13 protein-coding genes are annotated in these 15692 nt (G+C 66.1%); 10 read left to right on the top strand and 3 right to left on the bottom strand.

All coding sequences use genetic code 11. The features are described 5' to 3' along the window. Nucleotides 1-119 precede the first annotated feature (119 nt). The 10 genes from ACREE8_RS13090 (at nt 120) to ACREE8_RS13045 (ending at nt 14257) form a co-directional block, all read left to right on the top strand. A complete protein-coding gene (locus ACREE8_RS13090) occupies nt 120-1658 on the top strand; it encodes a replicative DNA helicase (RefSeq protein WP_431573448.1) in 1539 nt (512 codons plus the stop codon). Then, nucleotides 1645-2790, top strand: coding sequence for an alanine racemase (gene alr, locus ACREE8_RS13085; protein WP_431573447.1), 1146 nt, complete (start codon nt 1645-1647; stop codon nt 2788-2790). The genes ACREE8_RS13090 and alr overlap by 14 nt, the downstream gene beginning before the upstream one ends. Before the next feature lie 5 nt (nt 2791-2795). After that, complete coding sequence (locus tag ACREE8_RS13080) at nt 2796-3569, top strand: MlaE family ABC transporter permease (RefSeq protein WP_431573462.1); 774 nt, start codon at nt 2796-2798, stop codon at nt 3567-3569. Further along, nucleotides 3566-4360: an ABC transporter ATP-binding protein gene (locus ACREE8_RS13075; RefSeq protein WP_431573446.1), complete on the top strand. Its 795-nt coding sequence runs from the start codon at nt 3566-3568 to the stop codon at nt 4358-4360. The genes ACREE8_RS13080 and ACREE8_RS13075 overlap by 4 nt, the downstream gene beginning before the upstream one ends. Nucleotides 4361-4465: 105 nt before the next feature. Continuing rightward, complete coding sequence (radA, locus tag ACREE8_RS13070; RefSeq protein WP_431573445.1) at nt 4466-5881, top strand: DNA repair protein RadA; 1416 nt, start codon at nt 4466-4468, stop codon at nt 5879-5881. 217 nt (nt 5882-6098) lie between these two features. Next, nucleotides 6099-6860 (top strand): CvpA family protein, encoded by a 762-nt coding sequence (locus ACREE8_RS13065; protein ID WP_431573444.1) that lies wholly within the window; start codon nt 6099-6101, stop codon nt 6858-6860. Between the two features lie 65 nt (nt 6861-6925). Further along, nucleotides 6926-8383 (top strand): amidophosphoribosyltransferase, encoded by a 1458-nt coding sequence (gene purF / locus ACREE8_RS13060; RefSeq protein WP_431573443.1) that lies wholly within the window; start codon nt 6926-6928, stop codon nt 8381-8383. Between the two features lie 165 nt (nt 8384-8548). After that, nucleotides 8549-9277 carry an SDR family NAD(P)-dependent oxidoreductase gene (locus ACREE8_RS13055; RefSeq protein WP_431573442.1) on the top strand — a complete coding sequence of 243 codons (729 nt, stop codon included), beginning with the start codon at nt 8549-8551 and terminating at the stop codon, nt 9275-9277. A 479-nt stretch (nt 9278-9756) separates the two neighbouring features. Beyond that, nucleotides 9757-13020, top strand: a complete 3264-nt coding sequence (locus tag ACREE8_RS13050) for an MHYT domain-containing protein (RefSeq protein WP_431573441.1) — start codon at nt 9757-9759, stop codon at nt 13018-13020. Next, nucleotides 13010-14257 carry an ATP-binding response regulator gene (locus tag ACREE8_RS13045; RefSeq protein ID WP_431573440.1) on the top strand — a complete coding sequence of 416 codons (1248 nt, stop codon included), beginning with the start codon at nt 13010-13012 and terminating at the stop codon, nt 14255-14257. The genes ACREE8_RS13050 and ACREE8_RS13045 overlap by 11 nt, the downstream gene beginning before the upstream one ends. A gap of 114 nt (nt 14258-14371) precedes the next feature. Here ACREE8_RS13045 and ACREE8_RS13040 read toward each other — a convergent pair whose 3' ends face one another. The 3 genes from ACREE8_RS13040 to ACREE8_RS13030 all read right to left on the bottom strand — a co-directional run. After that, nucleotides 14372-14740, bottom strand: coding sequence for a hypothetical protein (locus tag ACREE8_RS13040; protein WP_431573439.1), 369 nt, complete (start codon nt 14738-14740; stop codon nt 14372-14374). Nucleotides 14741-14773: 33 nt separating this feature from the next. After that, nucleotides 14774-15142 (bottom strand): hypothetical protein, encoded by a 369-nt coding sequence (locus tag ACREE8_RS13035; protein ID WP_431573438.1) that lies wholly within the window; start codon nt 15140-15142, stop codon nt 14774-14776. Then, nucleotides 15139-15692 (bottom strand): TauD/TfdA dioxygenase family protein (locus tag ACREE8_RS13030; protein ID WP_431573437.1); only part of this gene is annotated, 554 nt, incomplete at its 5' end. The genes ACREE8_RS13035 and ACREE8_RS13030, both read right to left, overlap by 4 nt.

Here is a 15692-nt window from a genome sequence, read left to right as displayed (position 1 = left end):
CTCTCTCGCGAGCGCTCGAAACGGGCTTGAGTTATCCCCGCCTTCCACCACAATCAGAACGACCCGGTCGCGTTTGCGGGACCAGCGCTGCGAACGCCTCTGATAGTGTCGGCCTCAAGATGGTGGAACGCACATTTATCAGCAGCAACGTCGCGACGCTTCGAGGTACGGACCCCGAGCCGGCCTCGCTGCGCATCCCGCCGCATAATTACGAAGCCGAGCAGGCCCTTCTCGGCGCCGTGCTGGCCAACAACCACGTCTTCGACAAAGTCAACGAGTTCCTTCTGCCCGAGCATTTCGCCGATGCGCTCCATGGCCGTATCTATGAGGCGATCGGCAAGCTGATCGAGCGCGGGCAGATCGCCAACATCCTGACGCTCAAGAACCTGTTCGACCAGGATGCGGCGCTGATCGATGCCGGCGGCTCGCAATATCTCGCGCGCCTCGCCAATTCGGTCGTGACCATCATCAACGCCGAAGACTATGGCCGCACCGTCCATGATCTCTATCTGCGCCGGCAGCTGATCGCGCTGGGCGAAGAGGTGGTCAACGAGGCCTTCCGCATCGACCTCGACATGCCGGCCACCGACCAGATCGAGCATGCCGAGCAGCAGCTCTATGATCTTGCCGAGACTGGCCAGACCGAGGGCGAATTCAAGGTCTTCAGCGCCGCCTTGAAGGTGGCGATCGAGACCGCCGAGGTCGCCTATAAGCGCGACAGCCACATCACCGGCGTGACCAGCGGCCTGACCGATATGGATCGCCGCCTGGGCGGCCTGCATCCTTCAGACCTGTTGATCTTGGCCGCCCGCCCCTCGATGGGAAAGACGGCGCTCGCGACCAACATCTCCTTCAACGCGGCGCGCGCCTATCGCGAGGTGCTGGACGCCACGGGCAAGCCGGTCGCGGCCGAGGGCGCCAAGGTCGCGTTCTTCTCGCTCGAAATGTCGGCCGAGCAGCTCGCCACCCGTATCCTGGCGGAGCAGACCGGCGTTTCCTCGGACCGGATCCGGCGCGGCGATCTCAAGCAGGAGGACTTCCCCACTTTCGTTCAGGTGGCACGCGAGCTCTCCGAGCTGCCCCTCTTCATCGACGACACCCCGGCTTTGACCGTGGGCGCGCTCAGGACCCGCGCGCGCCGGCTCAAGCGCCAGCATGGGCTGGGCCTGATCGTGGTCGACTATCTGCAATTGATGCGGGCCTCGGCCGGCAGCAAACCTGAGAATCGAGTTCAAGAGATCTCGGAAATCACCCGTGGCCTCAAGGCCATCGCCAAGGAACTTAACGTGCCGGTGCTGGCGCTCTCCCAGCTCTCGCGCGCGGTCGAGCAGCGCGAGGACAAGCGCCCGCAGCTCTCGGACTTGCGTGAATCGGGCTCGATCGAGCAGGACGCCGACGTCGTCATGTTCATCTTCCGCGAGCAGTATTATCACGAGCGCGCTGAGCCCCGGCAGCGCGAGGACGAGACCGAGGACAAGTTCCGCGAGCGCATGGACCGCTGGCAGGAACGCGGCGAGCGCATCCACAATGTCGCCGAGGTGAACATCGCCAAGCAGCGTCATGGCCCCGTCGGCACGGTCGAGCTGTTCTTCGACGGCATGCTGACCAAGTTCGGCGATCTCGTCCGCGACGATCACGTCCCTGATGCCCATCACTGAGCCGGGCGCTCGCCCGACCGACATCGCCGCCGCGCGCCTGACCATCGACCTCGCGGCCATCGCCGGCAATTTCCGCCTCATCGCCAAACGCGCCGCCCCCGCCACGGTCGGCGTCGCGGTCAAGGCCGACGCCTACGGCCTCGGCATGGCCCAGGTGGCGTCGGCCCTGCACAGCGCCGGCGCCAGGGTCTTCTTCGTCGCCTGGCTCGAGGAAGGGATCGCGCTCCGCCATCTCCTGCCCGAGGCCGAGATCCTCTGCCTCAATGGTGTGGCGCCCGGCGCCGCCGATGCTTACGCGACCTACCGCCTGACGCCGGTCCTGGGTAGCCTCGAGGAGATCGACGAATGGCGCGCCGCCGGCCATGGCGGCAAGGCGCCCGCCGGTCTCCAGATCGACAGCGGCATGGCGCGGCTCGGTCTCTCGGCCGAGGAAGTCGACCAGCTTGTCGCAGACCGTCAACGGCTTGATGGCCTGAACCTCACCCTGGTGATGAGCCATCTCGCCTGCGGCGACGATCCGGCCGATCCCATGAACCTCGCGCAGCGCGCGAGCTTCGAGCGCGATCGCGGCCGGCTGGGCCTCGTCTCCATCCGCAGCAGCCTGGCCGCGTCGGGCGGCAGCTTCCTGGGGCCCGATTTTCATGTCGATCTGGTCCGCCCGGGGGCCGCGCTCTATGGCCTGACACCGCTCATGGGCCAGGCGAACCTCATGGCGCAAGTGGTTCGCCTGCAAGCCAAAATCCTGCAGGTCCGTCGCGTTGACAGGGGTATGACCGTTGGCTACGGTGCGACCCATCGCACGACCCGGCCGTCGCGCCTGGCGACCCTATCCACCGGCTATGCCGATGGGTATTTTCGCTCCCTCAGCAATCGCGGCCACGCCTATCTTGGGTCCGTGCGGCTTCCTGTGGTGGGGCGCGTGTCGATGGATCTCCTGACGCTCGATGTGACCGACGCGCCGCCCGAGCTGGCGCGCCGCGGGGCCTGGGTCGACCTGATCGGCCCCGACCACACGGTCGACGATCTCGCTGCCGAGGCCGGCACCATCGGCTATGAGATCCTGACCGCCATGGGCGCGCGCTATGCCCGCCATTACCTGCCGGTGGACGGCAAGGCGGGAACGGCAGCATGAACGGCATAAATTTCCTGCAGCCGATCGGCCGCACCTTCTTCAATGCGCTGGCCGGGCTCGGACGGCTGACCCTGTTCGCCGGTTCCGGCTTCGTCAATATCGTCCGGCCGCCCTATTACCCGCGTCTCGTGCTGAAGCAGATGGTCGAGATCGGCTTCTACTCGCTGCCGGTGGTGGGCCTGACCGCGATTTTCACCGGCATGGTGCTGGCGCTGCAGAGCTTCACCGGCTTCTCGCGCTTCAGCGCCGAATCCGCGATCCCCAACGTGGTCGTGGTCTCGATCACCCGTGAGCTGGGGCCGGTCCTGGCCAGCCTGATGGTGGCGGGGCGCATCGGTGCCGCCATGGCGGCCGAGATCGGCACCATGCGCGTGACCGACCAGATCGACGCCCTCACCACCCTCTCGACCAACCCGATGCGCTATCTGGTGGCGCCGCGCCTGCTGGCGGGCGTGACCATGGTCCCGATCCTGGTGCTGGTCGCCGATATCGTCGGCGTCTTCGGCGGCTATCTCCTCAGCATCTACAAGCTGGGCTTCAACCCCTCGACCTATCTGCACAACACCTTCGATTTCCTGAAGGTGGACGATGTGGTTTCAGGTTTGGTCAAGGCGGCGGTGTTCGGTTTCCTGGTGGCCTTGATGGGCTGCTATCACGGTTTCCATTCCAAGGGCGGCGCCCAGGGTGTGGGCACCGCCACCACCAATGCGGTGGTCTCGGCCTCGATCCTGATCCTCATCTCCGACTACGTCGTCACCGAGCTGTTCTTCTCGCGATGACCGCCAACGGCAAAGCCCGCGGCCAGCCCAAGATCGAGATCCGCGGCCTGACCAAGGCCTTCGGGCCCAAGCAGGTGCTGCGCGGGATCGATCTCGATGTCGGGCAGCAGGAAAGCCTGGTCGTCATCGGCGGTTCCGGCACCGGCAAGTCGGTCCTGATCAAATGCGTGCTGGGGCTGCTCGAGCCCGATTCCGGCTCGATCAAGGTCGATGGCGAGGAGACGGTTGGGCTCGACGGCCGCGAGCGCGAGCGGGTCATGCGCAAGTTCGGCATGCTGTTCCAGGGTGCGGCCCTCTTCGACAGCTTGCCCGTCTGGGAGAATGTCGCCTTCGGGCTGATGTCGGCCGACGGGATGGGCCGCCACGAGGCCAAGGAAGCGGCACTGCGCAATCTGGCGGCGGTGGGGCTGGGCCCCGAGGTGGGCGAGCTCTCGCCGGCCGAGCTCTCGGGCGGCATGCAGAAGCGCGTGGCGCTGGCCCGCGCCATCGCCCGCAAGCCCGAGATCATCTTCTTCGACGAGCCGACCACCGGCCTCGACCCGATCATGTCGGACGTCATCAACGACCTGATCAACAAATGCGTCGGTTCGCTGGGCGCCACCGCTCTCTCGATCACCCATGACATGGCCAGCGTGCGCCGCATCGCGCACCGCGTCGCCATGATCTATGAGGGCCGCATCATCTGGCAGGGGCCCGTCGCCGAGATCGACCGCTCCAGCAACGAATACGTCGAGCAGTTCATCCATGGCCGCGCCGAAGGCCCGATCCAGATGCCGGTCCGCCCACTGTAAGATGCGGAACGCCGGGGGCGTTCCTATATATGCGGTCGCCCGACGGTACCGCTTCTTGCTAGTTCCTCTTTCCCGCTTTCGGGGGCGGAGAGGAAAAGGAAACTGATGGCCAAAGCCCAGCCTCGCTATGTCTGCCAGAATTGCGGCGCCAGCCAGACCAAATGGAGCGGGCGCTGCGAATCCTGCGGCGAGTGGAACGCGATCACCGAGGAGGCGCCGCGCGAGGCGGCACCCGGCGGTCTGGGCCAGGGCGGCGGCCGCGGCCGGTCCGTCCGCTTCGAGCAGCTCGCGGATGCCAGCGTCAAGGAAGCGCCGCGCCTCGTCACCGCGATCGGCGAGTTCGACCGCGTCACCGGGGGCGGCCTCGTCCCGGCCTCGGCCCTGCTGATCGGCGGCGATCCCGGGATCGGCAAATCGACCCTCCTGCTGCAGGCCTCGGCGGCCCTCGCCAAGGCCAAGCGCGGCGCCGTCGCTTATGTCTCGGGCGAGGAATCGATCGACCAGGTGCGTCTGCGCGCGCGCCGGATGGGACTGGCCGAGGCCGCGGTCGATCTCGCCGCCGCCACCTCGGTGCGCGACATCATCGGCTCGCTCGAGACCGGCGAGGTGCCGGCCGCGGTCATCATCGATTCGATCCAGACCATGTATGTCGACACGCTGGATTCGGCACCGGGCACCGTGGCCCAGGTTCGTTCCAGCGCCGCCGAGCTCATCCGGCTCGCCAAGCGGCGCGGCTTCGCGCTGCTGCTGGTGGGCCATGTGACCAAGGAAGGCACGATCGCCGGCCCCCGCGTGCTCGAGCATATGGTCGACACGGTGCTCTATTTCGAAGGCGAGCGCGGCCATCAATATCGCATCCTGCGCGCGGTCAAGAACCGCTTCGGCCCGGCCAACGAGATCGGCGTGTTCGAGATGACGGATGGCGGGCTGGCCGAGGTCACCAACCCCTCGCGCCTGTTCCTGGCCGAGCGCCATGGCCAGGTGAGCGGCACCGCCGTCTTCGCCGGGCTCGAAGGGACGCGGCCGCTGCTGGTCGAGATCCAGGCGCTGGTGGGTCCGCCCGGCCCCGCCACCCCGCGCCGCGCCGCCGTCGGCTGGGACAGCAACCGTCTCGCCATGGTGCTGGCGGTGCTGGAGGCGCGCTGCGGCGTCGCCTTCGCTGGCCGCGATGTCTATCTGAACGTCGCGGGCGGCCTCAAGATCGGCGAGCCCGCGGCCGACCTCGCGGTCGCGGCGGCGCTGGTCTCGGCGCTGGTCGATACGGTGGTGCCGGAGGATACGGTCGTGTTCGGCGAGATCGGCCTCGGCGGCGAGGTCCGCCGCGTCAGCCAGCCGGATCTGCGCCTGCGCGAGGCCGCCAAGCTGGGATTCGCCAAGGCCCTCGTGCCGGCGCTCGGCAAGTCCGGCAAGGGCAGCGCGCCCAAGGGTGTCGCCATCGAAACCCGCGAGATCGCCCATCTCCATGAGCTGGTGGCGATGCTGGCGGCAGATCGGGAGAGAAAGAAGAAGGGCAACCCCTAAGCTGTCACCACCGGGCCCCCGGGTCCGACCAAAGGTTGGCCCGAGGACAAGCTCGACATCACGGCGATCCAGGGCCAACGAAGACTGGATGCCCGGATCAAGTCCGGGCATGACAATGTGGGTCGCGAAACGATCACATTAAGGACTGAATCAGGCAGCTTGTGATAGCTAGAGACTCCAGACCCATCGCAACGCGCCTCGCCAGCACCAGACCCTCATGACCTCAGCCGATCTCATCATCATCGCGATCCTGGCGCTGTCCGCGCTGCTCGCCTTCATGCGCGGCTTCGTGCGCGAGGTGCTGTCGATCGGCGCCTGGGTGGGTGCTGCCCTCGCCACGATCTACGGCTTCCCGATCGCCCAGCCCTATGCCCGTAAATATATCGAGGTGGCGCTCTTCGCCGACATCGCGGCCGGGGTCGCGATCTTCGTGGTGGCGCTGATCATTCTCACCATCCTGAGCCACGCCCTCTCGCGGAATGTCCGCAGCAGCGCGCTGGGAGCCGTGGACCGCTCGCTCGGTCTGCTGTTCGGGCTGGTCAGGGGTGCGGTTCTGGTATGCCTCGCCTATCTGGTGATGGCCTGGGCCATCCCGCAGGAAGATCGTCCGGTCTGGGTCGCAGAGGCGCGGACCCTGCCTCTGGTGCAGCAGGGCGCCGGCCTGCTGCTCAAGATTCTCCCCGAGTCGGCCCTGAAACAGGGCCAGGAAGCGGTGGGCAGCGCCGCCGAAGGCATCGGCCAGGCGATCGACACCGGCAAGGCCGTGCAGACCCTCACGCCCACGACTCCGACGACGCCCACCACGCCGACGGCGCCCGCGACGCCACCTGCGACAAATGGGGGTTCCGGCGGCAGCGGCTCCGGGACTGGCAATGGAGGGTCGGCCGCACCAGATTCCGGTGGCGCCAACGGGACTTCCGGCTATAACGATGCCGAACGCAAGGACCTGAACCGGTTGCTCGAAAATACCCAGCCCTGAGGGGTTGGCTCGATGGCTCCCGGATCGCCAGCCGGATCGCAAGCGTTAACCAAGGACCTCGTGATTTGACCCAGATCTCCACCCATCCCTGGGACGACGATCATCTCAAGGAAGAGTGCGGCGTCTTCGGAATTTACGGCCTCGAAGAAGCGGCCACGCACACGGTTCTGGGGCTGCATGCCCTGCAGCATCGCGGCCAGGAAGCGGCCGGTATCGTCGCCTTCGACGGGCATCGCTTCAACGCGCATCGCGAGCTGGGCCATGTCGCCGACCACTTCTCCTCGGAGAAGGTGGTCGAGCGGCTCAAGGGCTATGCCTCGATCGGCCATGTCCGATACTCGACCACCGGCGAAACGATTCTTCGCAATGTGCAGCCGCTTTTCGCCGACCTCGAGGTCGGCGGTTTCGCTTTGGCGCATAACGGCAACCTCACCAACGCCTATGCCCTGCGGCGCGACCTGGTGCGGCGTGGCTCGCTGTTCCAGTCGACCACCGACACCGAGGTCATCACCCATCTGATGGCGGCCGCCGGCCGCGGCAGCGTGGTGGAGCGTCTGACCGAGGCCCTGCTCCAGGTCGAAGGCGCCTATTCGCTGGTGGCGCTGGCCGAGGACACGGTCATCGGCGTGCGCGATCCCCTGGGCGTGCGCCCGCTCCTCATGGGCAAGCTCGGCACCGCGACCATCCTGGCCTCCGAGACCTGCGCGCTCGACATCATCGGCGCCACTTACGTGCGCGATCTGGATCCGGGCGAGATCGTCGTGATCGACCGCAACGGTGTCCGGAGCATCAAGCCGTTCCAGAAGCGCCCGCATCGCTTCTGCATCTTCGAATATATCTACTTCGCCCGCCCCGACAGCATCATCGAAGGCCACAGCGTCTACGACGCGCGCAAGCGCATCGGCGCCGAGCTCGCGCGCGAAAGCCCCGTGGATGCCGACGTGATCGTACCGGTGCCGGATTCGGGCGTGCCCGCGGCGCTGGGCTATGCCGAAGAGGCCGGCGTGCCCTTCGAACTCGGCATCATCCGCAACCATTATGTGGGCCGCACCTTCATCGAGCCGAGCGACCATATCCGCCATCTGGGCGTACGGCTGAAGCACAACGCCAACCGCCCCAAGGTCGATGGCAAGCGCGTGGTGCTGGTCGATGACAGCATCGTGCGTGGCACGACCTCGAAGAAGATCGTCGAGATGGTGCGCGCGGCCGGGGCCAAGGAGGTGCATATGCGCATCTCGAGCCCGCCCACGACCTATTCCTGCTTCTACGGCATCGACACGCCCGAGCGCAGCAAGCTCCTCGCCGCCCAGCATAACGTGGCCGAGATGGCGAAGATCATCGGCGTCGACAGCCTCGCCTTCGTCTCGATCGACGGCCTCTACCGCGCCATGGGCCAACCCAAGCGCGACAACGACAAGCCGCAATATTGCGACGCCTGCTTCACCGGCGAATACCCCACCACCCTCACCGACCAGACCGACACGGGGCCAAAGCAGCTCTCGCTGCTGACCGAGAACGCGTGAGGGTCTGAAGGTCCTGTCCCCTCCCCCCTTCAGGGGGAGGGTTAGGGAGGGGGCGAACTCGCAGACAGCAACCCTCACCCATCATCGACATCGCGCCTTCCCCCTCCCTGGCCCTCCCCCGTTCCGAGGGAGGGGATAAAAAACGAAAACCGAGCCCTCGTCCGCATGACCTCCCCCACCCCCCGCCGTCTCGAAGGCCGTGTCGCCGTCATCACCGGCGCCTCGCGCGGGATCGGCGCCGCGGTGGCCAAGCGCTTCGCGGCCGAGGGCGCGCATCTGATCCTGGTGGCGCGCACGGTGGGCGGGCTCGAGGAGATCGACGACGAGGTGAAGAAGCTCGGCGGCAGCGCCACGCTCTGCCCCTTCGATCTCACCGACTATGCCGCGATCGACCGGCTCGGCGCCGCGATCTTCGAGCGCTGGAAGAAGCTCGACATCCTGGTCGCCAATGCCGGGCTACTCGGCACGCTGACGCCGCTGGCGCATATCAAGCCGAAGGAATGGGACCAGGTGCTGGCGGTGAACCTCACCGCGAACTGGCGCCTGATCCGCAGCCTCGATCCGCTGCTGCGCGCCTCGCCCGCCGGCCGTGCCATCTTCGTGACCTCGGGCGCCGCGCAGGGCATGCGCGCCTATTGGGGCACCTACGCGGTCTCGAAGGCGGCCCTCGAGATGCTCGCCACCACCTACGCCGCCGAGACGCAGAAGACGAACTTGCGCGTCAACATGATCGACCCCGGCCGCATCCGCACCGGCATGCGCGCGGCGGCCTATCCCGGCGAGGACCCGAAGACGCTCCCGCCGCCCGAGCATGTGACCGACCTCATGGTCGATCTCGCCTCGCCGGAATGCACGAAACATGGCGAGCGGATCACGGTACCGGGATTGTGCTGACGCGCAGAATGTCCTGCTGGTCGAGCAGAACATGCATCTGTTTCTGGTACTCTCGGGTTAGGCCTATATGCCGACGGACGGGCGCGTCTTCAGGCAGGGAGCCGCACGCGAAGTCGCAGAGTATGGTGTTATTCGGACGGCTTATCTAAGGCTGTATCGGCCGGTCACGTTTGGTTGGCCCCTCTCCTTCCCAGAAAACGCGCGGCGCCGCCCGTCCCTAGCCCCCGCATATGGCGAAGGCAGGTGTTTCTTTCGATCTGAGCCGCTTCAGCCGGATGCAGCGCCGTCCTGCGTCCTGTCCACGACCTGGTATCGCCACCCGGCGATCCTCGCGGCCTGGCAAGCGGCTCGCCGTCCTGGTCTTCGGGCCCTGCCCGAAAGGCCAAGAAACATACCGATTCAATACCTAAAATTAACGATCCAACCACAGGATGGACGGAGAGCGCCGTGCCTGCCATGCCGAAGACACATCAAAGACAATGTATCTCGATCGCCTGCTCCTTCCCGTCGCTCGGAACCTGCAAGCCGTCACGGCTTATGGCAGCGCGTATGATACGTGGCTGGTCGTCATCTCCGTGCTCATCGCGGCCCTGGCCGCGTTCGTCGCGCTGTCGATCTCGGGTCGGATCGTCGCCGCAAGCTCCAGCGGCGCGCGTCTTGCTTGGACGATCGCCGGGGCCATCAGCATGGGCGGCGGCATCTGGGCGATGCATTTCATCGGTATGTTGGCGTTCTCGCTGCCCTGCGGGATCCGGTACGATCCAATCCTGACTGCAATTTCGATGGTCCCCGGCGCGATCGCCAGCGGGATTGCCCTTGTCCTGATCAGCCAGGCGGGGCGCGTCAGCATAAAGCGCCTGCTCGCCGGAGCGGTGCTGATGGGTGCCGGCATCGGGGCGATGCACTACACCGGAATGGCCGCGATGCGGCCCGAAGCGCTGCTCCTCTACGATCCGATACTGGTCGGCGCCTCGGTCGTGGTGGCGATCCTGCTCGCCGGCGCGTCGCTGGGCATCCGCATCTGGGTCCGCGGCTGGGGATTGCCCGCGCGGTACGCCAATCTGCTGTCTGCTTCCCTCATGGGTACCGCCATTTCGGGCATGCACTATACCGCGATGCAGGCCGCGATCTTCTTCCCGCTGCAAAGCCCTGTCGTGTCGGGCATATCGGTCGAGCCGACCACCTTCGCCTACCTGATCGCGCTGCTCGCCACCCTGATCGCAGCCATCACCCTGGTCGGGTCCTTCGCCGGACGTCAGAGCGAGCTTGCTTTCAAGATGGCTGTCGAAATCGCACAACGGCAGAAGCTCGAGCACGAAGCGCTGGAAGGCCGCTCGCGGCTCCAGGCGATCTTCGACGCGGTGGTCGACGCGATCGTGACGATCGACGAGGCCGGCCACATCCTGCAGTGGAGCTCCGGCGCCCAGCGGATCTTCGGCTACGCTCCCGAGGAAGTCCTCGGCAAGAGTCTGACGATCCTGATGCCGGAACCGCACCGCTCGGCGCATCATCGCTATGTCGGATCGTATCTTTCGACCGGCCGCGCGAAAATCATCGGCATCGGGCGCGAGCTGACGGCCCTACGCAAGGACGGCACCGAGTTCCCGATCGAGCTCGCTGTGGGTCAGGTTCGTAACGGCACCGAGGTCTTCTTCACCGGCATTATGCGCGACATCACCGAGCGCAAGCGGGCCGAGCAGGAAATCATCCGGGCGCGCGAGGAGGCCGAGGCCGCGACCCGCGCCAAATCGTACTTCCTCGCGACGATGAGCCATGAGATCCGCACGCCCATGAACGGCGTCCTGGGGATGGCCAGCCTGCTCGCCTCGACGCCGCTCGGTGAACGGCAGAAGCACCTTGTCGCCAGTCTTTCGCGATCGGGGCGGGCATTGCTCGCGGTCATCAACGACGTGCTGGATTTTTCCAAGATCGAAGCCGGCCAGCTCACGCTGGTCGAGATGGATTTCGATGTGCGCGAGGTGGCTGCGGAAGTCATCGACATGTTCGGCGAACGCTGCGCCAGCAAAGGGCTGGAGCTTGTCTACTTCGTCGCCGAGGAGGTGCCGTCGCGCCTGCGAGGGGATCCGGTCCGGCTACGGCAGATCCTGATCAACCTCGTCGGCAACAGCCTCAAATTCACCGAGCGCGGCGAGATCCTGGTCGAGGTCACGGTCGCGGCAGGCGGCCCGGGTCACACCGTGTTGGACTTTGCCGTCAAGGATACCGGAATCGGGATTGCGCCCGAAGATCACGCGCGGATCTTCGAGTCATTCCATCAGATCGACAACTCCATGACCCGTTCGCGCGGAGGAACCGGGCTCGGCCTCGCGATCTCGCGCCAGCTCGTCGAAATGATGGGCGGGAAAATCATGCTCGAGAGCGAGCTCGGGCGAGGGTCGCGATTCCACTTCTCGGTCCGCTGCGACCAGCTCGCCGAGCCCGAGGGGGCGGACCGCATCGTCCGCCGTATCGAACGGCCGCTGCGTACGCTGCTGGTCGACACCAACGCGCTAAGCGCGCATGTCCTGTCGCTATACCTGTCGAACTGGACGATCGATGTCGAGCAGGCATCGACCGTGGCGGAGGCCGAGGCGGCACTCCACGACAGCGTCGAGGCGGACCGCGGCTTCGATGTCGTGATCCTCGATCTCAAGGGGCTGGGTGCCCCCGGGGTCGCGCTGGCGCGCCAGATTCGGAGCGGTGCCAAGCCCGCCGAGCTCATTCTGATGATCGGATTCGACGGTTGGCTCACCGATGACACGCTCGATATGCTCCATGCCTTCGCGACGCTGACGAAGCCGGTGCGCCCCTCGGTTCTGTTCGACTGCCTCGCCTCGATTGCATCCGGGTCCCGCGAAAACGGCGTCGCGCCTTTTTTCATTCGGGCGGCTTCCGAGGGCGATCGGCATCACTTTGCCGCGCAGGTCCTTGTGGTCGAGGACAACCCCGTAAACCGGGAGGTCGCCACCGGTATCCTCGAGAACATGGGTTGCCACGTGATCACCGCGCCGAACGGCACGCACGCGATCCAGCGTCTCGCGCAAGAGCAAGTCGACTTGATCCTGATGGACTGCGAGATGCCGGAGATGGATGGGTTCGAGGCGACGAAACGGATTCGCGACCTCGAGAACCTGGTTCAGGGCCAGCCCGGGACCGAAACATCGCGGCAGCGCGTCCCGATCATCGCCCTGACCGCCCATGCGCTCGCCGACATCCGCGAAAAATGCCTCAAATCCGGCATGGACGATTTCCTGGTCAAGCCGTTCGACGAGCGTCAGCTGGGCGAGGCGCTGGGCCGCTGGCTGCCGCCGCGCCAGGGCGGCATGTCATCCAGCATCGCAGAGACGCCACCTCCCGAAGTCCCTGCGGCGGCGGCCGCGTTTTCTGCCATCGATGGCAGCGTCATCGACAGCGTCCGGACGTTCAAGGGTAAAAACGGCCGTGAGCTCTTGAAACGCATCGTCATGCAGTTCACGGAAAACGCGCCTGCGGTCGCGGCCACGATCCGCACCGCGACCATTGCGGGCGAGCCGGAAACCGCATGGCGCGCCGCGCATGGCCTGAAATCGAGCGCTGCCGCGCTGGGCGCCATGAGGCTGTCTCGAAGCTGCGCCAAGATCGAGACCTTGGCCCGGGAGACGGGCATTGAATCCGTGCGCGACTTGCTGGACGAGCTTGACGCCGAGGTCGCCGCCGCGGTGCACGGGCTGACGCAGCTATCGGGAGATACCCATGCCGCCTAGTGCCGCCAGCAATGGTCTGATCCTCGTGGTCGACGACGACGACATCATCCGTTCCATGATGCGCGCCGAGCTCGAGGAGGAAGGCTTTACCGTCATCGAAGCGACCGACGGCGAGGCGGCCTACCGGCTCTGCGCGGAGAGCAAGCCGGATCTCCTGGTGGTCGATGTGATCATGCCGGGAATGGACGGATTCGAGCTGTGTCGGGTGTTGCGCAACGAGAACGCCACCACTTATGTGCCGATTCTGATGGCGACGGGTCTCGACGACGTGGCATCGATCGAGACGGCTTACGAGGCGGGCGCCACCGACTTCATCTCGAAGCCCCTCACCTGGGTCATTCTGACCCACAGGATCCGCTATATGCTGCGCGCCGCGCGGGCCTTCACCGAAACCCGGCAGAACCAGGATCGGCTGCTGGTGGCCATCGAAGCGGCCGAGGCCGCGAATCAGGCCAAGACCGAGTTCCTCGCCAATATGAGCCATGAGCTGCGCACGCCCCTCAATGCGATCATCGGGTTCTCCGACCTCATCGGCAAGCGCGCCTTCGGGCCGATTCAGGAGAAATATCTGGAATATGCCGGCCATATCGGCGAGAGCGGGACGCATCTGCTGTCGATCATCAACGACATCCTGGATCTCTCCAAGGCCGAGGCCAATCGATTGGCGTTGGACGAAGGTACCGTTGATATTCAACGCGTCGTCGCCGTCAGCGCCAACGTCCTCCAGGACATGGTGCGCAAGGCGGAGATCGACTGCGGCGTCACGGTAGAAGACGGTTTGCCGGCCTTCCGTGGGGACGCGGTGAAGCTGCGCCAGATTCTCATCAACCTGCTGGGTAATGCGATCAAGTTCACGCCTGCCGGCGGCACGGTGTCGCTGACGGTCGGGCGCGGGCCGGATGGCGGGCTCTCCTTCATGATCCGCGATACCGGGATCGGCATCCCCGCCGACAAGATACCGGTGGCGCTGGCCCCCTTCGGCCAGGTCGATAGCCGCCTTGCCCGCCGGTTCGGCGGCGCCGGGCTGGGCCTGCCGCTGACCAAGCGGCTCATCGAGCTCCATGGCGGCACGATGCAGATCACAAGCGAAGTGAACGCGGGGACGACGGTGCGGGCGTCATTTCCGCCAGAGCGCTTCCTGGGGAAGGCCAGCGCGGGTGCCTCGCCGGAAGATCAGACAAACGCCGGACGCACGGACGCTTACCAGCCGAACGTCGGCCGGTCGTTCGGCCGCTGACCGGAATCGTTGGGCCTGTCATAAGGCTCCCAGCCGGCCGACATCGGCAGGCCCCGCCGGCCATCGCGATCCGATTCCGGGGCCATTACCCAATTCCCCCTTGGACCGTTCGCCTCACGGCGTGCCCTGCAACGCCGAGAAGGTCCATTTGTCCTGCACGCTGGCGCGGCGGGCTTGCCAACCGACGGGGAGATCCTCGATGCCGGCGAGCGACGGGTCGATCCGCAGCGCTTCTTCCTTCGCGATCATGGCCGGCCGGGGGCCGAGATCGTCCGAGGGGCCGTAGAAGATCCAGCCGAAGGGATAGGGATCATGGACGACCCAGAGAATGGGCGCCTTGCCCTGGGCGATGTCCGGGGTGGTGACGATGGCGGGCGCGAGATCGCTGTCCCAGCGGTCGCGGCCCGCTTCGCCCGACATGGCGCAGCCGCCGAGCGCAACCGCGAAAAACAGGGCCGCCACGAGTCCGCGCGCGGTTCTCATGCTGCTCCGAGGGGTCGTTCGCCCGACATCGTCTCACTCCGCCCCATGCCACTCCGACCGGGCCCACTCGTCGGTCACGCTGTTGCGGCGTGCCTGCCAGCCGACCGGCAGATCCTCGATATCGGCCAGCGACGGGTCCAGCCGCAAGGCCTCTTCCTTCGTGATCGCCACCGGGCGCTGGCCGAGGATGTTGGAGCCGTCATAAAGCGCCCATCCATAAGGGTATTTGTCATGGACGACCCAGAGGATTGGTGATTTCCCCTGGGCGATGGCAGCCGTGGTGACCAGCGCCGGCGCGGCGTCGCTGTCCCACCTGTCATGCTCCGCCTCTCCCGAGAATGAGCAGCCGCCGAGCCCGACAGCCAGGAAGAGCGCCGCCGCGATGCCGCGCGCCGCTCTCACGCCGCCCCCATCGGTCGCTCGCCCGCCACTGTCGTGCGGTGCATGAGCCGGCGCTGACCGTCGTAATCATTGACCGCGTAATGCATGGCGCAGCGATTGTCCCAGATCGCGAGATCATGAGTCCGCCAGCGCAGCCGGCAAGTGAACTCCGGTTGAACCGCATGGCCGAACAGGAAGCGGAGCAGCGGCCGGCTTTCTTCCTCGGTCATGCCCTCGATGCGTGTCGTATAGATCGAGTTGACGAAAAGCGCCTTGCGCCCCGTCACCGGATGCAACCGCACGATCGGGTGTGCCACCTCGCGATCAGCCTCGGGCCGGTTGCGCTCGATGCCGATCGAGCGCGAGACCTTGAGGTCCGCCGACACGCCATCGACTCCATAGGGCTTGCCGGTATGGATCGCCTTCAGGGGATCGAGCATGCGCTTCATGCCGTCCGACAGCGCCTCATAGGCGAGATACATGTTGGCGAAGAGCGTGTCGCCGCCATGGCTCGGCACCTCGCGCGCATAGAGCAGCGAGCCCAGGGGCGGCTCCTCGAGGACGCTGAAAT

Source organism: Hypericibacter sp., from assembly GCF_050729195.1.
In the GTDB taxonomy this organism is placed as follows: Bacteria; Pseudomonadota; Alphaproteobacteria; order Dongiales; family Dongiaceae; genus Hypericibacter.
Note: the sequence above shows the minus strand (reverse complement) of the source record. Positions and strands in the feature narration are given on the sequence as shown.